Consider the following 17,092-nt stretch of genomic DNA (forward strand, 5'->3'; position numbering starts at 1 on the left):
CCGCGGAACCGGCTTTGCCGGGCCGCTGGTATCGCCCCCCTCGAGGGGGGAGGCGCCGCAGGCGCTTCGGGGGGTGTTTCATTTCAGACGTCCTGGGCGTCGACGTCGCGGTGCAGGGCCGCGGTGACGCTCTTCCAGCGGGTTTCGAGGCTGGCGTCCATCTCGCCGGTGGCCGATTGCACGCGGCAGCCGCCGCGGGTCATCGTCTCGTCGGGTCGGACCTGCCAGCCGGCGGCCTGCAGCTCGTTGCCCAGGCTGTTGCGCACCAGCGCGACGTCGTCCGGATGCAGCAGCAGGCGCGGCTCGCCCTGCAGCGCCGGTTCGGTGTGCAGCAGGTCCTGCACCATCGGCAGCACCCATTCGGGCTCGGCGCGCAGGGTGCGGTGCACCACCTGGCGCGCGACGTCGAGCGCCAGCGTGAGCACCGCGTCGGCCAGTTCGCTGTCGGCGCGCCGCAGCGCCGCGGGCAAGCTGGCGGCCAGCGCGCGCAGTTGCTCGGCATGTGCGCTGGCCGCGGCCAGGCCGGCCGCCAGCCCCTCGGTGCGGCCCTGTGCGTAGCCTTCGGCATGGCCCTTGGCGTGGCCTTCGCGCCGGCCTTCGGCGTCGCCGGCGCTGCGGGCCTCGCGGCGCAGGCTCACCAGCTCGGCGGCATGCAGCAGCGCCACCGACGGCGGTGCCTCGACGGCCGGCGCCACGCTGCCGCGGCCGGCAGGGCCCGGGGCAGGGCGCGGGGCAGGGTCGTCCAGCGTGTCCATCTCCCAGCGCTGCCAGGCGGACAGCAACGGCTTGGCCGGCTTCGTGCTCGCCGCGCTGCGCACCGGCGGCGCGTAGGCGGTGGCCATGCGCGCCCGGGTGCCGAAGGGCGACGGGGCTGCGGCGGAGGGGTACTTAGACGAAGTCATCGGTGCCTGGCGCAGCAATCACGATTTCGCCGGCTTCCGCGAGGCGGCGCGCGACCTGCAGGATCGCCTTCTGTTCGGTCTCGACCTGCGAGACGCGCACCGGTCCGCTGAGCTCCATGTCCTCGCGCAGCGTCTCGGCGGCGCGCTGCGACATGTTGGCCAGGAACTTGTCGCGCAGCTCCTGCGGTGCGCCCTTGAGCGCGATGATGAGCGAGTCGGATTCGATGTCCTTGAGCAGGCGCTGGATGCTGCGGTCTTCCAGGCTCAGCAGGTTCTCGAACACGAACATCTCGTCGATGATCCGCTGCGCCAGCGCCTCGTCGTGCTCGCGCACATGGGCGATCGCTTCCTCTTCCTGCGTGCTGTTCATCAAGTTGACGATCTCGGCCGCGGTCCGCACGCCGCCCAGGCGGCTGCGCTTCAGGCCCTGGCCCGAGAGCATCTCGGTCAGCACGTCGGTCAGTTCGTGGAGCGCCGAAGGCTGCACGCCGCCGAAGGTGGCCACCCGCATGATGACGTCGTGGCGCAGTCGGGTCGGCAGCTTCTCGAGCACCTCCGAGGCCTTCATGCGGTCCAGGTGGATCAGCACGGTCGCCAGGATCTGCGGATGCTCGTCGCGGATCAGCTCGGCCACTTCGCTGGCCTCGAGCTGGTTCAGCCGCTCGATGCCGCTGTGCGGCTCGTCGTTCTGCAGGATGTCTTCCAGCAGGTTGCTGGCGCGGTCGTCGCCGAGCGCCTTCTTGAGCACGGCGCGGATGTAGCTGCTCGAGCCCAGGTGCAGCGCCGACAGCTGCTCGGTCTCGTGGCGGAACTCGGACAGCACCGTGTTCAGCTCGTTCTTGGAGACCGAGGCGAGCTTCGCCATCGCGAGGCCGAGGGTCTGCACCTCGCTGGTGGCGAGGTGCGCCAGCGCCGCGGCGGCGCGGTCTTCACCGAGGGCCATCAACAGGATGGCGCTCTTGCGGGTTCCGGTTTCACTGATCATGGGTGTTCATCCAGTGCTGGATCAGCGTGGCGACCAGCTTCGGATCCTGCTCGGCGAGTTGATGGGCATAGTCGAGGTCGACCTTGTGACGCAGGGCCTCGCGCTGGCGCAGGGCCTCTTCGGCCGAGATCGCCGGTTCGTCGGACTCGGCCGGCGGGTCGCCGGCGGCTTCGCCGTCGGCGCCGGGTTCGACCATGGCCGGTGCCGGAGCGGGGGGCGGCGCGAGGTGCTTGCGCAGCAGGGGCCGCAGCACCGCGAACCAGGCGAACAGGGCCAGGAAGGCGAGCAGCAGGTACTGGCCGAGGGTCTTGCCGAGATCGAGGTTGTCGCGGTCGCGCCAGAACGGCACGGCGGCAGCGGTCGGTTCCTTGTTGTCGTCCGCGAAGGCGCTGTTCACCACGTTGAGCGAATCGCCGCGGTCCTGGCTGAAGCCCATCGCCTCGCGCGCCAGGTTGCGGATCTGCTCGATCTCGACCGGGGTCAGCGCCCGCTGGCTGCTCTTGCCGGCGCCGTCGGTCGTGTCCTTGTAGTTCACCACCACCGCCACCGACAGCCGCTTGACGCCGCCGGCACCTTGCTGCACGTGGCGGATCGAGCGGTCGAGCTCGTAGTTCGTCGTGACGTCCTTGCGCGTGCTGCTCGGCCCGGTCGCCACCGAGGTGGTCGTGCTCGCCGCGTTCGCGCCGCCTGGCGCCGCCGCCGGGGCGCCCGGCGTTCCGGGCCGGGGGGCGGTGGTGATCGGCGCGCTCGGGGTGCCCGGCGGCTGGTTCGACAGCGCCCCGGGGACGCCGCCGGGCGGCGTGCCGCCCTGCTGGTTCGACTCGCTCGACTGCTGGCTGCGCATCGCGGCCTTGCCGGGCTCCTGGTTGGGCTTGTACTTCTCGTCGGTGTGCTCCATCACCGAGAAGTCGATGTCGGCCGCGACCTGGGCGCGCACGTTGTTGGCGCCGACGATCGGCTGCAGGATGGCCTCGATGCGGCGGATGTAGCCCTGCTCGATCTCCTGCACGTACTTGAGCTGGCTCACGTCCAGGCCGCGGGCGCTGCTGTTGGCCGCCGACAGCAGGTTGCCGCGCTGGTCGACCACCGTGACGCTCTTGGGGTCGAGTTCCGGCACGCTGCTGGAGATCATGTGGACGATGGCGCTGACCTGGCCCTCGTCGATGCTGCGGCCGCGCTGCAAGGTCAGCACCACCGAGGCCGAGGGCTTCTTCTGCTCGCGCACGAACAGCGAGGGCTTGGGCAGCGCCAGGTGGACCCGCGCCGACTCCACCGTGCCGACCGATTCGATCGAGCGCGCGAGCTCGCCTTCGAGCGCGCGCTGGTAGTTGACCTGCTCGGCGAACTGGCTGGTGCCGAACTTCTGGTTGTCCATCAGTTCGAAGCCGACGCCGCCGGCCTTGGGCAGGCCCTGGGCCGCGAGCTTGAGCCGGACCTCGGGCACCTTGTCGCCGGCGATCAGGATCGCGCCGCCGCCCTCGGCGAACTTGTAGGGCACGTTCATCTGCTGCAGCGACGCGATGATCGCGCCGCCGTCGCGGTCCGAGACGTTGGTGTAGAGCACCTTGTAGTCAGGGCCGCGGTTCATCAGCGTGAACGCGGCCACGGCGGTCACCAGCACGGCGGCGCCGATGACGATCGGCAGCTTGGGCTGGGCCCGCAGGCGCTCGAGCATCGGCGGCAGCGAGGAGGCTGCGGGCGCCGGGATCGCGGGGGCGGTCGCACTCATTGTCGGATCCCCGCCATGGCCGGTGCGCCGGGACGGTGCGTGGTCATGCAGAGAGAGAGGGTTTGTTGTTCAGAGGTCATGCCGTAGGCCGTGAAGTCGTCAGCGGGCTTGTCGTTTCGCGGTTGATTGTGAGCAGCCGTAACAAATTCGATGGACCGAACAGCGGTGGGTTTAGCCGTCTGTTGGCCGCTTTTATCGGGGTCTTCCCTTGCTACGCTGAAAGGACGACGGAGCGCCTGGGCGCTTCTATAGCAACACCAAAGTAAACAAAGGAAAGCCATGTCGATCACCGCCATCGAATCCGTCCTGCAGCAGATGCGGGCCACCGCCGTGCAGGCCGGGTTCTCGCCCGCCGCCGCCGCGCCCACCGACGGGGGCGGCTTCGCGGCCGAACTCAAGCGCTCGCTGGACAACATCAGCGGCGCCCAGACCAAGGCCTACGGCCAGGCCGAATCCTTCGAACTGGGCAAGCCGGGCATCGCCCTGAACGACGTCATGGTCGACCTGCAGAAGGCCAACGTCGCGTTCCAGACCGGGCTGCAGGTGCGCAACCGGCTGGTGAGCGCATATCAAGAGGTCATGAACCTGCCGGCTTGAGCCGCAGAGGTTGTGAAGAGGGCTCGCGATTATTTGAGCCGGGCCCCTAAATGTTTCAAAGGGTGTGCCGATAACTGAACCAACGGTGGCCTGAGTCTCACGGTGAGAGAGGGTCCAACGTTACGGCCAGAGGCCGGAAGTAGTCCACAACCTTTGTAAACAGGAGTCGAGCATGACGTCAGTCATCAATACCAACAGTCTCTCGCTGCTCACGCAGAACAACCTCAACAAGTCGCAATCGTCGCTGAACACCGCGATCGAGCGTCTGTCGTCCGGCATGCGCATCAACAGCGCGAAGGACGACGCCGCCGGCCAGGCCATCGCGAACCGCTTCACGGCCAACATCAAGGGCCTGACGCAAGCATCGCGCAACGCCAACGACGGCATCTCGATCGCTCAAACGACCGAAGGCGCGCTGACCGAAGTGAACAACAACCTGCAGCGCGTTCGCGAACTGTCGGTGCAAGCCGCCACCGGCACCAACTCGCAGAGCGACCTGGACTCGATCCAGGGTGAAATCACGCAGCGCCTCGACGAAATCAACCGCGTCTCGCAACAGACCCAGTTCAACGGCGTGAAGGTGCTCTCGGCCGACGCTGGCAAGCTGACGGTGCAAGTCGGTGCCAACGATGGCGAAACCATCGACATCGACCTGCAGGAAATCAGCTCGAAGACGCTCGGTCTCGACGGCTTCAACATCAACGGCAAGGGCTCTGCCAACAAGACCGCGACCGAGTCGGACCTGCTGGTCGCTGGCTGGAACAAGGGCGCGACGACCAACGGCGCCACCGCCTACACGAAGGGCACTACCGCTGCCACCGCCAACGACGTGCTCGGCAAGATGCAGGACGGCGGCACTGTCGCGGTCGGCACCGCGACTTACACCTACAGCGCCGCATCGAAGAGCTATACGGTCGCCGAAACGGGCCGCAGCGGCGCCGCGCTGACGAATTCGCTGAAGCCGCCGGCCGGCCAGAGCTACTCGGCTACCGTGACTCTCGGCGGCAAGTCCACCGACATCAAGATCGACAGCTCCGGCGGCATCACCGCGGCTGACGGCTCTGCGCTGTTCGTCGACGCCACCAACGGCAACCTGACGCCGACCGACAACGGCGGCACGGCCGCTGCTGCCACCGTCGCGTCGTTGACCGCCAAGATGGCGACTGCCGGCGACACGATCAAGCTGAACAACACGGGCACCGTGTTCACCGCCACGGCCACGGCCGGCACGATGAACGTCAAGGGCGAGCCTGCAGCTGCCTCGACGGTCAATGCGCTGGTCAACACCTTCGCGGCCGTCGCCACGATCGACATCGACGGCGCCACCGGCGGCACCGCCGCGTACAGCGTGGCCACCTCGGGTGCCGTCACGAACGGTGGCGCGCAATTCGTCGACATCAGCGGCGCGCTCGGAACGGCCACGTCCGAGACGATCACGATGCAGCAGAACGGCGTCGTGACCGACAGCAAGGCGAACATCGTCTACGCGGACTCGGCCAAGGTCGGCAAGCTGACCACCAACGCGGTCAGCAACACCACCGCGACGGCCGACCCGCTCAAGGCCATCGACGCCGCCCTGTCGAAGGTCGACAAGCTGCGCTCCTCGCTGGGTGCGGTGCAGAACCGTTTCGACTCGACGATCGCCAACCTCGGCACCACCATCACCAACCTGTCGTCGTCGCGCTCGCGCATCGAAGACGCGGACTACGCGGTGGAAGTGTCGAACATGACGCGCGCCCAGATCCTGCAGCAAGCCGGTACCTCGGTGCTGTCGCAGGCCAACCAGACCACGCAAGGCGTGCTGTCCCTCCTGCGTTGATCAACTAGCCGTTAACGAAAGGAATGCCAGGCCCCTCCCGCAAGGGAAGGTCCTGGCGGCGCCAGGCCTCGCGGCCTGCGCTGTGCTCTGCGGCCATGCGCGATGGCAAGGCCGCAGAGCACAGCGAACCCCGCAACCAAGGTGGAGAAGATGTCGAACCCGCTTGCCCCGATTCCCGCGAAGGACAGCCCATGGACGCAACTGCTCGTCGGCCGCGCCGCGGGTGCTGCGGCCGCGGACGAGGCGGCGGAGCCGGTCGAGGAAGCGACGCCGGCGCAGGTCGAGACCGCGGTGCAGGCCGTCAACGCCTCGCTCGAGATGCGTTCGGTCAGCCTGCAGTTCGAGATCGACAAGGACACCGACAAGGTCATCGTCAAGGTGGTCGACCAGACCAACGGCGTGGTGATCCGCCAGATCCCGACCGAAGAAGTGGTTCGCATCGCGAAGGTCATGGGCAAGGCGCCCGGGATGCTGGTGAGCCAGCAGGCCTGAGGCGGGTCCCTCTTCAAACGTAATACAGGAAAGCAACAAGATGGCAACGATCACCAGCCTGGGCGTCGGCTCCAACCTCGACCTGGCCACCCTTCTCACGCAGCTGCAGACGGCGGAAAGCCAGCCGCTGGTGGCCCTCGATGCGAAGGCGAAGAGCTACACCAGCAAGCTGTCGGCCTATGGCACGGTGCAGAGCGCGCTCAGCGTGCTGCAGACCGCCGCCAAGAAGCTGTCGGACCCGGCGCTGTTCCAGTCGGTCACCGGCACCCCGACCGTGAGCGGCATCCTGGCCGCCTCGTCCACCGACGCCAGCTCGGCCGGCAACTACAGCATCACGGTGTCGCAGCTGGCGCAGTCGCAGTCGGCGATCGCGGCCGGGCAGGCGAGCACCACGACCGCAATCGGCAATGGCAAGATCACGATCGACTTCGGCACCATCACCGGCGGCACCCTGGACCCGGCCACCGGCCAGTACAGCGGCGCCACTTTCGCCGCCGACGCCTCGCGCGTCGCCAAGCCGATCACGATCGACCCCAGCAACAACACGCTGGCGGGCATCCGCGACGCGATCAACGGCGCCGATGCCGGTGTCACGGCCAGCATCGTCAACGACGGCAGCGGCACGCCCAATCGGCTGGTGCTGGTGTCGACCCAGACCGGCGAAGCTTCGAGCATGCGGATCTCGGTGGACGGCGATGCGGCGCTGCAGAACCTGCTGGGCAACGACCCGGCCGGCACCCAGAACCTGAAGCAGACCGTGGCGGCGCAGAACGCCAAGCTCACGGTCAACGGGATCGCGATCACCAGCGCCAGCAACACGGTCAAGGAAGCGATCCAGGGCAGCACGCTGACGCTGGTGAACACCGGCACCACCGGCCTGTCGATGAAGGCCAACACCAGTTCGGTGACGAGCGCGATCAACGATTTCGTCAAGGCCTACAACAGCCTGCAGAGCACGGCTACCACCTTGACCGCCTATGACGCCGACACCAAGACCGGCGCCGCGCTGATGGGCGACTCGACGCTGCGCAACCTCCAGACCCGCATCCGCCAGGCGCTCACGACGCCGCAGGCCGGCGGCACCGACGGCTTCAAGGTGCTGACCGAGATCGGCGTCAGCTTCCAGAAGGACGGCACGCTGGCGGTCGACTCGACCAAGCTCGACAAGGCGCTCGGCAGCAACCTGGAAGGCGTCGCGAACCTGTTCGCCAGCGCCACCGGCAGCACATCGGGCTACGGCAAGCAGATCGACGCCCTGGTGACCGACCTCAACAGCACCGGCGGCTCGCTCAAGGTGGCCTCGGACGGCGTCACGGAGACGATCAAGGAGCTCGACAAGCAGTACGACGCGATGCAGACCCGGGTCGACGACACGGTGGCGCGCTACCGCAAGCAATTCAACCAGCTCGACGTGCTGGTCAACAGCATGAACAGCACCTTGAGCTACCTGAAGCAGCAGTTCGATGCGATGAGCTCCAGCAGCAAGTAACGCCCTTCCCGGAAGTCGACGATGTACACCCCCCACACCTTCAGGACCGGCGCCGGCGCGTATGCGCGCGTCGGCGTCGAAACCGGCGCCATGAGCGCCTCGCCGCACCAGCTGATCTGCATGCTGTTCGACGGTGCCAGGTCGACCATCGGCATGGCCCGCCACCACATGTCGACCGGCGACATCGGTCCCAAGGGCCAGGCGATCTCCAAGGCGGTCGACATCGTCGACAACGGCCTCCGGGCGGTGCTCGACGCCAAGGCCGCGGGCCCCGAAGGCGAGGCCCTGGTGGCCAACCTGTCGGCCCTCTACGGCTACATCATCCAGCGGCTGCTGCAAGCCAACCTGCGCAACGACACGCAGGCGCTCGACGAAGCCGACACGCTGCTCGAGAGCATCGCGTCGGCATGGCGCGAGATCGACGCCGGCCCGGCGCGCGACTGACCGGCAACAAAAGAACAAAAGGGAACACCATGGCGACCAGGAGTGAAGTCGTGCATTGCTACGGGCAACTGGCCTCGGGCGTAGCGCTCATGGCTGAACTGGCCCGCGCCAAGGAGTGGGGCCAACTGCCGGCGCTCGAGGAGAAATGCGCCGCGATCGTCGAACGACTCAAGGTGCTGGTGCCGCTCGAAACGCTGGAACCGAGCCAGTTCGAGGAGGCGCTGCGCCTGATCGAGCGCATCCGCCTCGACCAGGACGAGGTCTGCGGGCTGGTCAAGCCGCAGATCGAACAACTGCTCTCCCGCATGGGTTACCTGCATCAGCAGCGCAACCTGGGCAAGGCCTACGGGCCGCCGCACTGAGACGCGAGGGAACTGGCCATGAGCGGACTCACCGGACTCATCGATGCGCTGCTGGCCGTCAAGGCTTCGCCGCGTCTGGACGTGCTCGCGATCAAGGCCGAGACCCGGATCGGTGCGCCCGGCGCGGTGTCGGAGGTGCTGAAGGTCGAGAACGACGTTCGCCTGCCTTCGAAGGCTGCGCTCGACCGGGTACTGCCGGGCGGACCGTCCGGCCTGCCGCCGGCCGCCTCGGCGCGGCCAGCGCCCGAGGCGGAGCTGTCGGTGGCGGCGCGCGTCATCAGCGCGGTGCTGGCCGACCTCGAATCGGATGCGGGTCCGGTGCGTGGCGCCGCACCCGCATGGCCCTCACGACAGCCACCCTCGGCGCCGGCGCTGGCCGGCGCGCTGGCGCAGACCGTGGCCCAGAGCGGCTTGTTCTACGAATCCCACCTGCTCGAGTTCGCTGCCGGCGCGCGTCCGCTGGTCCAGCTGATGCAGGAGCCGCAGGCGCGCTGGGCGACGCCGCTGGCGGCGCAACGCGCCGCCGAGCCGGCGCCTGCCGCCGCATCCGGCGAGGGCGCGCCCGCTGCCGAAGAAGCCGTGCGTGCCGTCGCCGAGCCGACGCTGGATGAAGCCGGCGCCTTGCCGCGCAGCGCCCAGCCCGTGGTCGCCGCGGCTGCCGGCAACGGCGCCGCGCCAGCGCCCGGCCCCGCACTGGTGAGCACGGCAGCTGCCGCCGTCGACAACACCGCGCCGGAAGCCGGCCCGGCGCCGACGCCCGACGCCGCCCGGCTGCAGGCGGCCTATGGACGCGGCGAGGCGACAGCCTCGGTGCCGGCAGCGGATGCACCGGCGGCCGAGCGGGTGGAGGAAGCCGGTGCCTCTCACCACGCGGCCGCGTTCGCTCCCAAGGCCGCGGTCCCGCTGGGCGAAGTGATTCATCCCCAGGCCGTGAACCTGGTGCATCAGCAACTCGACTTGCTCGCCACGGCGGTGTTCCGCTGGAGCGGCGAGGCCTGGCCGGGCGTGGCGATGAACTGGACGGTCGAGAAGGAAGCCGCCGACCCGTCGGACGAAGGATCGGGCGACGACCCGCCGCAGCGATGGTCGACCACGGTCGCCATGAGCCTGCCCCGGCTCGGCCAGGTCGACCTCCGGCTGAGCCTGGCCGGCCCTGGCGTGCAGGCCCGGCTGGCCGCCAGCGAGGCCGGCACGGTGGCGACCCTGCGCGCCGACGGCGGCACGCTGGTGCAGCGGATGGAAGCCGCCGGCCTGCGCATGCAGGAGCTGCAGGTGGCGCCGATGGCGCCGGCAGGAGGTGCGTCGTGAGCACGCCCATGGACGACCGGCACAGCGCGGTGGCGCTGTCGCATGCCGACAAGAACCGGGCACCGGTGGTCGTGGCCAAGGGCTATGGCGTGGTGGCCGAATCGATCATGCGCGAAGCCCGGCGGAACGGCCTTTATGTCCATGCCTCGGCGGGCCTGGTCAAGCTGCTGATGCAGGTCGACCTCGACCAGCAGATCCCGCCGCAGCTCTATCGCGCCGTGGCCGAGGTCATGGCCTGGATCCACGAACTCGAAGCCCGGGCGGATATCGCCGGGGCCCCGCAGGCATGACGATGGCATCGCCGATGTTTTCTAAATGATACGTTTTGTTTCAGTATCAATGAATCTTCATTGGATTTTCGCGAGCTTTAATGATTAGTACTTTGTAGTTCAATTGAATTTTTAATACTTTTTAATCACCCAATTGCACGCGGTCGCCTATTATTCCGTAAGTAGTTTGAACTACTTTTCATTGGGAAAACAGACCGTCTGTAAGCCGACTCCGACAGTACGTCAGATAAGTCTCACTTTTCGGAATGAGTGCTCTTAGGGTGGTGAATTTGTTAGAAATTGTGTATAGACTGCAGACTTGATTGAATGGAGTGCAGAGTGGAAATGGATATCGATGGCGGCGTAAATAATGGCGACATCTCGAAAGAGATCGGCGACATTAACCTGGCCTATATGCTGCTCGCTCAAAAGCTGGCCAAGCAGGATCGCGCCGCGGCAATGTACCGCCTCGGCGTCGGTCGTGAATTGGCCGATTTGCTGGCCAACATGTCCTTGACGCAGATTGTCAAATTGGCGACATCCAATTTCCTGCTCTGCAGCTTCAGGCTCGACGACCACCCGATGTTCGCGGTGTTCGGCGAAGGCAAGGACACCACGCTCCAGCAGGCCCACATGTCGATCCTGATGGCCGCCCGCCAGCTCCAGCCCCGCGACACGGACGCACTGGCATGAGCTCGAAAAGCGTCCTCGGCGAAGTCCGGCAGGTCCGGCTGGCGGTCGAATTGATCGAGCTCGGTGCCCGCCTTCAATTCCTGGAAGCGGAAGTCGAATTGAGCCGTGAACGGCTAATTCGCCTGTACAAGGAACTCAAGGGCGTCTCGCCGCCAAAAGGGCTGTTGCCGTTTTCGACCGACTGGTACATGACATGGCTGGCCAATATCCATTCGTCGATGTTCTACAACATGTACCGCTTCATGCTGCACGAAGCCAATGAGCCCAGGCTGCAGGCGCTGATCAAGGCCTACCGCCTTTATTCGGAGCAGATCGAGGCCCATGGCGGCGAAATCGTGCTGGATTTCACGCGTGCCTACACGATGGTCCGCTTTTTCGACAGCGACATGCTGCAACTCAGTGCCTGCAGCCGTTGCGGCGGGAATTTCGTTGCGCACGCGCATGACCACAAGCATGGCTATGTCTGCGTGCTGTGCCGCCCGCCGTCGCGCGCCGGCAAGGTGCGGGGTCCGAAACGGATCGACGAGCCGGTCAAGGCGCCTCAAGTTGCGGCGGCTCCGATTCTGGCAGTGCATTCCGCGTTGGGCGCCAACGGAGTTCATTGAAAACGGCAGTTTTTCGCTTATTCGGCAATTTCTTGATTTGATGCCTGCGGGCAAAAGGGGACGCGCGTGCTCGTGCTGGTTGGATACCTGGTAGTCATAGGGGCCGTTTTCGGCGGCTACGCCCTCATGGGCGGGCATTTCGGCGTCCTGTTCCAGCCGGTCGAGTTGCTGATGATCGGCGGCTCCGCGCTCGGCGCCTTCATCGCCGGCAACAACGGCAAGACGATCAAGGCGACCATGAAGGAACTGCCGCTGCTGCTGCGTTCGTCCAAGCACAACCGGCAGCTCTACATGGACCTGCTGGCCCTGCTGTACGAGCTGCTCGCCAAGGCCCGCAAGGACGGCATGATGAAGCTCGAGAACGACGTCGAAAATCCGGCCGAGAGCGAGATCTTCGGGCGCTACCCGGCGCTCATGGCCGACCACGAGCTGATGGAGTTTCTCTGCGACTACCTGCGCCTGGTCATCAGCGGCAACACCGACCCGTTCGAGATCGAGGCCCTGATGGACCACGAGATCGAGACCATCCGCCATGAGGCCGCGGTGCCGCAGCACAGCCTGGCCGGCGTGGCCGATGCGCTGCCGGCGCTGGGCATCGTGGCCGCCGTGATGGGCGTGGTCCATGCGCTGGCCTCGGCCAACCTGCCGCCCGACGAGATGGGCGCGCTGATCGCGCACGCGCTGGTCGGCACCTTCCTGGGCGTGCTGCTGGCCTACGGCTTCGTCGCGCCGCTGGCTTCGCTGATCGGCCAGAAGGTCGAGGAAGCCATGAAGATCTACCAGTGCGCCAAGGTCACGCTGCTGGCCAGCCTGAACGGCTACGCACCCCAGCTGGCCGTCGAGTTCGGCCGCAAGGTGCTGTTCTCGACCGAACGTCCTTCCTTCACCGAACTGGATGACCATGTTCGGGAAGTCAAGGCACGCTGAGTTCCGGGACCGCAACCATGAGCGCTGAGAAGCACCGCGTCGTCATCAAGCGGGTCGTCGCCCATGGGGGCGGCCACCACGGCGGCGCCTGGAAGATCGCCTACGCCGACTTCATGACCGCCATGATGGCCTTCTTCCTGGTCATGTGGCTGTTGGCGATCTCGACCCCGAAGCAGCGCGCCGGCATCGCCGAGCACTTTCGCATGCCGCTCAAGGTGGCGCTCGCGGGCGGCGAGAAAAGCAGCCTCAGCAGCAGCATGATCCCGGGCGGCGGCGCCGACGTGATGGCGACCGAGGGCGAGGTCAAGAAGGCCGACCCGAGCGAGGAAGAGCTCGACGCCCAGCGGCTGGCCGACATGAAGCAGAAGCTCGACACGCTGATCGAGAACAGCCCGGTCTTCAAGCAGTTCCGCTCGCAGATCCTGATCGACATCACCACCGAAGGCCTTCGGCTGCAGCTGGTCGACAGCGACAACCGCCCGATGTTCGACCTCGCCAGCGCGCGCGTGGTGCCGCACATGCGGGCCATCCTGCGCGAGCTCGGGCCGAAGCTCAACGAACTGCCGAACAAGATGACCTTGTCGGGGCACACCGATGCCATCGTCTACACCAATGGCGACAAGGCCTACGGCAATTGGGAGCTGTCGGCCGACCGCGCCAATGCCTCGCGGCGCGAACTGGTGACCGGCGGCATGTCGGAGTCGAAGGTGCTGCGCGTGGTCGGCCTGTCCGACAGCATGCACCTGGACAACGCCGATCCGCGCAATCCGATCAATCGCCGCATCAGCATCATCCTGCTGAATCGCCAGACCCAGGAACGCATCGAGCGCGAGAACAGCGGCGACGGTGCCGCGGTGCGCGCCAGCGCGCTGAAGACCGGTACCCCGGGCGCCTCCGGCACCGCCGGCGCCAGCAGCGAGATGAAGCCGACATCCTTCAATCCCACCAGCCCGACGCAGTAACCAACGACAGACCCAACGCCGGTGTTTGCAGCGCCGGCACCGGAACACACAGATGGACCTCAGCCAGTTTTCCCAAGCCTTCTTTGTCGAAGCGATCGAGCTTCTGGCGCAGATGGAGCAACTGCTCCTCGAGCTCGACGTCGACTCGCCGGACAGCGAGCAGCTCAACGCGATCTTTCGTGCGGCCCATTCGATCAAGGGCGGTGCGGCCACCTTCGGCTTCACCGCGCTGACCGAGACGACGCACGTGCTGGAGACCCTTTTGGACCGGGCACGCCATGGCCAGTTGCGCCTGAGCGGTCCGATGATCGATGCCTTTTTGGAAACGAAGGACGCCTTGCAAGAACAACTCACTGCCTACCAGGCGGGCAAAGAGCCTGAAGCCGAACGTGTCGCGCACATCTGCGGCGTGCTGCAGCAACTCGCGCGGGAGAACGGCGAGGGCGCCGCGGCGCCTGCACCCGCACCCGCTGCGGCGCCGGTTACGGTGGCCGCCGCCGCGCCCGCGCCTGCGGCCGCGACCGCATCGACCGGCGCCCTGCGCATCCGCTTCGCCCGCCTGTCGGACAGCGAATGCGAACTGCTCGCCGGCGAACTCGCCAACCTCGGCACGCTGAGCTCCCGCACCCGCAGCAACGACCAGTTCACGGTGATGCTGGAAACCACCTGCGACCCGGACGACATCATCGCCGTCTGCTGCTTCGTGATCGACGAGTCGCAGATCGACATCTCGCGCGAAATGCCCGAGGCGCAAGCCGCGGCCGCGCCGGCAGCCGCACCGGCCGCAGCCCCCGCAGCCGAGCCGGCCGCCAAGGCCGCCGGGCCGGCCTCGGCGGCACCGGCCGCAGCGCCCGCGGCCGCCGCCAAGGAGTCGAGCTCGATCCGCGTCGATGTCGAGAAGGTCGACCAGCTCATCAACCTGGTGGGCGAACTGGTGATCACGCAGTCGATGCTGACCCAGGCCGCCACGATGCTCGACCCGGTCGTCTACGAGCGCTTCCTGAGCGGCCTCGGCCACCTGGAGCGCAACGCGCGCGACATGCAGGAGTCGGTGATGTCGATCCGCATGATGCCGATGGACTATGTGTTCAGCCGCTTCCCGCGGGTGATCCGCGACGTCAGCGCCAAGCTCGGCAAGCAGGTTCGGCTCGATACCTTCGGCAAGGAGACCGAGCTCGACAAGGGCCTGATCGAACGGATCATCGACCCGCTCACGCACCTGGTGCGCAACAGCCTCGACCACGGCATCGAGACGCCCGACATCCGGCTCGCCAAGGGCAAGGAAGCCACCGGCCAGCTGCTGCTGTCGGCGCAGCACCATGGCGGCAACATCGTGATCGAGGTCAGCGACGACGGCGCCGGCCTGAACCGCGAGAAGATCCTGGCCAAGGCGATGCAGCAGGGCCTGGCGGTGAGCGAGACGATCCCCGACGAGGAAGTCTGGCAGCTCATTTTTGCGCCGGGCTTCTCGACCGCGGAGCAGGTCACGGACATCTCGGGCCGCGGCGTCGGCATGGACGTGGTCAAGCGCAACATCCAGGAGATGGGCGGCCACGTCGAGATCCAGTCGCGCGGCGGCCACGGCACCACCACCCGCATCGTGCTGCCGCTGACCCTGGCGATCTTGAACGGCATGTCGGTCAAGGTCGGCAGCGAGGCCTACATCCTGCCGCTGAGCTACGTGATCGAGTCGCTGCAGCCGCTGGCCGAGCATCTGCATTCGATCACCGCCGACGGCCACGTGATCAAGGTGCGCGGCGAGTACCTGCCGCTGATCGAGCTGCACCGGGTCTTCGACGTGGCGGGCGCGCAGGTCGACCCGACCCAGGGCATCCTGGTGATCGTCCAGGCCGACGACGCGCGCTTCGCGCTGCTGGTCGACGAACTGCTGGGCCAGCACCAGGTGGTGGTGAAGAACCTCGAGACCAACTACCGCAAGGTGCCGGGCATCTCGGCCGCGACGATCCTGGGTGACGGCAGCGTGGCCTTCATCATCGACGTTGCCGCCATGCCGCGCATCCAGCGCGCACAGGCGGCCAGCGCCGCGGCGCTGGCGGGCGCCGCCAGGCCGGCGGCGGTTGCTGCTTGAGCCCTGCGTACGCCATGCCGCGGACATTGCATCGCGCCGAACGCTTGACTCGACCCTCATACGGAGCCATCTGCCATGCGCTTTGACTTCTTTCGAACCTCGGGCGCGGCCGCCGCGAACCGCAAGGGCGACGCCGGCATGCCGGAGCAAGCCCGCGAGGAGCCGGTGGACGAGCTCGGCGGGCCGCGCGAGGCAAGCGGCTACGTGCGCCATGCACTCCAGCTCGACCCGCAGCAGCGGGTCAAGGGCTATCGCATGGCCTGGCTCGCGACGCCGGGCGCCGYGCCGATGCCCGATGCGTCCAGCCAGTTCATCGCGCTCCTCGACAACATCACCCGGCACTTGAATCCGCCGCGCACCGGCTGGCGGCTCGGGCGGCTGGTGCTGTTCCTCGACGTCACGGTCGACGGGCTGTTCCTGGCCGAGCTGCAGTCGCTGCCGCCGGAGAACGTGGTGCTGTGCATGGGCCTGGGCGACCTGAGCGATGTCGACACGCGCTCGATGCTGCTCTTCCTGCGCGAGCAGGGCTTCGGCTTCATGCTGAAGGATGCCGACGGCCTGCCGGCCGATCCGGAGCTGCGCGAGATCATCACGCACCTCGACGTCGGTGACGGCGACCCCGAGCGCGTGGCGCGGGTGCGCGCCGAGGAGCAGCAAGGCCGGGCGCCGGTGCAGCTGATCGCCACGCGCATCGACACCTGGGCCCAGGCCGGGGCCTGCGCCGACCTGCGGGTCGACATCTTCGTCGACGGCGCGCTCGCGCACCCGCCGGTGAAGGAGGGCGGCGATGCACTGCAGCCCGAGTCGGTGATGATCGTGCGGCTGATGCACATGATCCAGCGCAACGAGAACGTGCGCAGCATCGAATCGGCGCTCAAGCGCGACGCGGCCCTGACCTACCGGCTGCTGCGTCACATCAATTCGCCCGCCATCGGCGCGGGTGTCGAGATCCATTCCCTGCGCCACGCGGTGGCGATGCTGGGCTACGCGCCGCTGTTCCGCTGGCTGTCCGTGCTGCTGGCCACCAGCAACCGGGCCGCGGCGCCGTTCATGACCAAGAAGGCGATCACGCGCGGCCGCTTCGTCGAGCTGATGGGCCAGGGGATGCTGCCGCCCGGCGAGGCCGACAACCTCTTCGTGGTCGGCATGTTCTCCTTGATCGACCAACTGCTCGGCGTGCCGATGACGGAGGTGCTCGCCAAGGTGCAGCTCGCGGGGTCGGTGCAGCAGGCGATCCTGGCGCGCGAAGGCGTCTATGCGCCCTTCCTCGCGCTGGCGGAGGCCTGCGAAACCGACGCCGCCCAGGCCGCCCGGCTGTCGGAGGCCCTGTTCGTGGGATCGGGCCAGGTCAACGCAGCGCACCTGGCGGCGATGGTCTGGTCCCAGGAAGCCGACGCCCACGACGCAAGCTGATGCAGCG

General features: G+C 67.3%; 18 protein-coding genes. 14 read left to right on the top strand and 4 right to left on the bottom strand.

The genetic code is table 11. From position 1 onward, the window contains the following. Positions 1-83: 83 nt before the first annotated feature. From fliH to AC1DF3_RS24495, 4 genes are read right to left on the bottom strand one after another with little or no spacing between them, the layout of a single operon-like run. Positions 84-902 (bottom strand): flagellar assembly protein FliH, encoded by an 819-nt coding sequence (gene fliH, locus AC1DF3_RS24480; protein ID WP_478141133.1) that lies wholly within the window; start codon positions 900-902, stop codon positions 84-86. Continuing rightward, a complete protein-coding gene (fliG, locus tag AC1DF3_RS24485) occupies positions 889-1,887 on the bottom strand; it encodes a flagellar motor switch protein FliG (RefSeq protein ID WP_286526989.1) in 999 nt (332 codons plus the stop codon). Before fliG ends, fliH begins: the two co-directional genes overlap by 14 nt. Beyond that, positions 1,877-3,616, bottom strand: a complete 1,740-nt coding sequence (fliF, locus tag AC1DF3_RS24490; RefSeq protein WP_478141134.1) for a flagellar basal-body MS-ring/collar protein FliF — start codon at positions 3,614-3,616, stop codon at positions 1,877-1,879. The genes fliG and fliF overlap by 11 nt, the downstream gene beginning before the upstream one ends. Further along, positions 3,613-3,912, bottom strand: a complete 300-nt coding sequence (locus AC1DF3_RS24495; protein ID WP_478141135.1) for a hypothetical protein — start codon at positions 3,910-3,912, stop codon at positions 3,613-3,615. The genes fliF and AC1DF3_RS24495 overlap by 4 nt, the downstream gene beginning before the upstream one ends. On the opposite strand from AC1DF3_RS24495, the gene fliE reads away from it, so the two are divergent. The 14 genes from fliE to AC1DF3_RS24565 all read left to right on the top strand — a co-directional run bounded on the left by fliE (position 3,896) and on the right by AC1DF3_RS24565 (position 17,085). Further along, positions 3,896-4,213 (top strand): flagellar hook-basal body complex protein FliE, encoded by a 318-nt coding sequence (fliE, locus tag AC1DF3_RS24500; protein ID WP_478141136.1) that lies wholly within the window; start codon positions 3,896-3,898, stop codon positions 4,211-4,213. The genes AC1DF3_RS24495 and fliE overlap by 17 nt on opposite strands. A gap of 172 nt (positions 4,214-4,385) precedes the next feature. Next, on the top strand, positions 4,386-6,032 hold the full coding sequence (locus AC1DF3_RS24505; protein WP_478141137.1) for a flagellin N-terminal helical domain-containing protein: 1,647 nt from the start codon (positions 4,386-4,388) through the stop codon (positions 6,030-6,032). 150 nt (positions 6,033-6,182) lie between these two features. Further along, positions 6,183-6,524 carry a flagellar protein FlaG gene (locus AC1DF3_RS24510; protein WP_478141138.1) on the top strand — a complete coding sequence of 114 codons (342 nt, stop codon included), beginning with the start codon at positions 6,183-6,185 and terminating at the stop codon, positions 6,522-6,524. A 40-nt stretch (positions 6,525-6,564) separates the two neighbouring features. Further along, a complete protein-coding gene (gene fliD, locus AC1DF3_RS24515; RefSeq protein ID WP_478141139.1) occupies positions 6,565-8,013 on the top strand; it encodes a flagellar filament capping protein FliD in 1,449 nt (482 codons plus the stop codon). Between the two features lie 21 nt (positions 8,014-8,034). Beyond that, the gene (fliS, locus tag AC1DF3_RS24520) at positions 8,035-8,457 is read left to right on the top strand and encodes a flagellar export chaperone FliS (RefSeq protein WP_286537862.1); all 423 of its coding nucleotides are present in this window, start codon (positions 8,035-8,037) and stop codon (positions 8,455-8,457) included. Positions 8,458-8,486: 29 nt separating this feature from the next. Beyond that, positions 8,487-8,819, top strand: coding sequence for a flagellar protein FliT (locus AC1DF3_RS24525; protein WP_286537863.1), 333 nt, complete (start codon positions 8,487-8,489; stop codon positions 8,817-8,819). Between the two features lie 18 nt (positions 8,820-8,837). Next, positions 8,838-10,127 carry a flagellar hook-length control protein FliK gene (gene fliK / locus AC1DF3_RS24530; protein ID WP_478141140.1) on the top strand — a complete coding sequence of 430 codons (1,290 nt, stop codon included), beginning with the start codon at positions 8,838-8,840 and terminating at the stop codon, positions 10,125-10,127. Beyond that, the gene (locus AC1DF3_RS24535; RefSeq protein WP_478141141.1) at positions 10,124-10,417 is read left to right on the top strand and encodes an EscU/YscU/HrcU family type III secretion system export apparatus switch protein; all 294 of its coding nucleotides are present in this window, start codon (positions 10,124-10,126) and stop codon (positions 10,415-10,417) included. The genes fliK and AC1DF3_RS24535 overlap by 4 nt, the downstream gene beginning before the upstream one ends. Before the next feature lie 324 nt (positions 10,418-10,741). After that, positions 10,742-11,089, top strand: a complete 348-nt coding sequence (gene flhD, locus AC1DF3_RS24540) for a flagellar transcriptional regulator FlhD (RefSeq protein WP_286504516.1) — start codon at positions 10,742-10,744, stop codon at positions 11,087-11,089. Continuing rightward, positions 11,086-11,694, top strand: coding sequence for a flagellar transcriptional regulator FlhC (gene flhC / locus AC1DF3_RS24545; protein ID WP_478141142.1), 609 nt, complete (start codon positions 11,086-11,088; stop codon positions 11,692-11,694). The genes flhD and flhC overlap by 4 nt, the downstream gene beginning before the upstream one ends. 66 nt (positions 11,695-11,760) lie before the next feature. Then, positions 11,761-12,621: a flagellar motor stator protein MotA gene (gene motA / locus AC1DF3_RS24550; protein ID WP_286503669.1), complete on the top strand. Its 861-nt coding sequence runs from the start codon at positions 11,761-11,763 to the stop codon at positions 12,619-12,621. Positions 12,622-12,638: 17 nt separating this feature from the next. Beyond that, positions 12,639-13,583, top strand: coding sequence for a flagellar motor protein MotB (gene motB / locus AC1DF3_RS24555; RefSeq protein WP_478141143.1), 945 nt, complete (start codon positions 12,639-12,641; stop codon positions 13,581-13,583). Between the two features lie 52 nt (positions 13,584-13,635). Next, positions 13,636-15,672, top strand: coding sequence for a chemotaxis protein CheA (gene cheA / locus AC1DF3_RS24560; protein ID WP_478141144.1), 2,037 nt, complete (start codon positions 13,636-13,638; stop codon positions 15,670-15,672). 75 nt (positions 15,673-15,747) lie between these two features. Next, positions 15,748-17,085 carry an EAL and HDOD domain-containing protein gene (locus tag AC1DF3_RS24565; RefSeq protein ID WP_478141145.1) on the top strand — a complete coding sequence of 446 codons (1,338 nt, stop codon included), beginning with the start codon at positions 15,748-15,750 and terminating at the stop codon, positions 17,083-17,085. The last annotated feature ends 7 nt before the right edge of the window (positions 17,086-17,092 follow it).

The sequence above is a fragment of the Variovorax sp. 10N432 genome, from assembly GCF_056394465.1.

What these genes read in the sequence shown, in the direction of transcription:
- fliK (WP_478141140.1), top strand. Translation starts at nt 8,838, where the DNA reads ATGAGCGGACTCACCGGACTCATCGATGCGCTGCTGGCCGTCAAGGCT.
- fliE (WP_478141136.1), top strand. Translation starts at nt 3,896, where the DNA reads ATGTCGATCACCGCCATCGAATCCGTCCTGCAGCAGATGCGGGCCACC.
- fliF (WP_478141134.1), bottom strand. Translation starts at nt 3,616, where the DNA reads ATGAGTGCGACCGCCCCCGCGATCCCGGCGCCCGCAGCCTCCTCGCTG.
- AC1DF3_RS24525 (WP_286537863.1), top strand. Translation starts at nt 8,487, where the DNA reads ATGGCGACCAGGAGTGAAGTCGTGCATTGCTACGGGCAACTGGCCTCG.
- AC1DF3_RS24505 (WP_478141137.1), top strand. Translation starts at nt 4,386, where the DNA reads ATGACGTCAGTCATCAATACCAACAGTCTCTCGCTGCTCACGCAGAAC.
- fliG (WP_286526989.1), bottom strand. Translation starts at nt 1,887, where the DNA reads ATGATCAGTGAAACCGGAACCCGCAAGAGCGCCATCCTGTTGATGGCC.
- flhD (WP_286504516.1), top strand. Translation starts at nt 10,742, where the DNA reads ATGGATATCGATGGCGGCGTAAATAATGGCGACATCTCGAAAGAGATC.
- flhC (WP_478141142.1), top strand. Translation starts at nt 11,086, where the DNA reads ATGAGCTCGAAAAGCGTCCTCGGCGAAGTCCGGCAGGTCCGGCTGGCG.
- fliS (WP_286537862.1), top strand. Translation starts at nt 8,035, where the DNA reads ATGTACACCCCCCACACCTTCAGGACCGGCGCCGGCGCGTATGCGCGC.
- AC1DF3_RS24510 (WP_478141138.1), top strand. Translation starts at nt 6,183, where the DNA reads ATGTCGAACCCGCTTGCCCCGATTCCCGCGAAGGACAGCCCATGGACG.
- fliD (WP_478141139.1), top strand. Translation starts at nt 6,565, where the DNA reads ATGGCAACGATCACCAGCCTGGGCGTCGGCTCCAACCTCGACCTGGCC.
- motB (WP_478141143.1), top strand. Translation starts at nt 12,639, where the DNA reads ATGAGCGCTGAGAAGCACCGCGTCGTCATCAAGCGGGTCGTCGCCCAT.
- AC1DF3_RS24495 (WP_478141135.1), bottom strand. Translation starts at nt 3,912, where the DNA reads ATGGCGGTGATCGACATGGCTTTCCTTTGTTTACTTTGGTGTTGCTAT.
- fliH (WP_478141133.1), bottom strand. Translation starts at nt 902, where the DNA reads ATGACTTCGTCTAAGTACCCCTCCGCCGCAGCCCCGTCGCCCTTCGGC.
- cheA (WP_478141144.1), top strand. Translation starts at nt 13,636, where the DNA reads ATGGACCTCAGCCAGTTTTCCCAAGCCTTCTTTGTCGAAGCGATCGAG.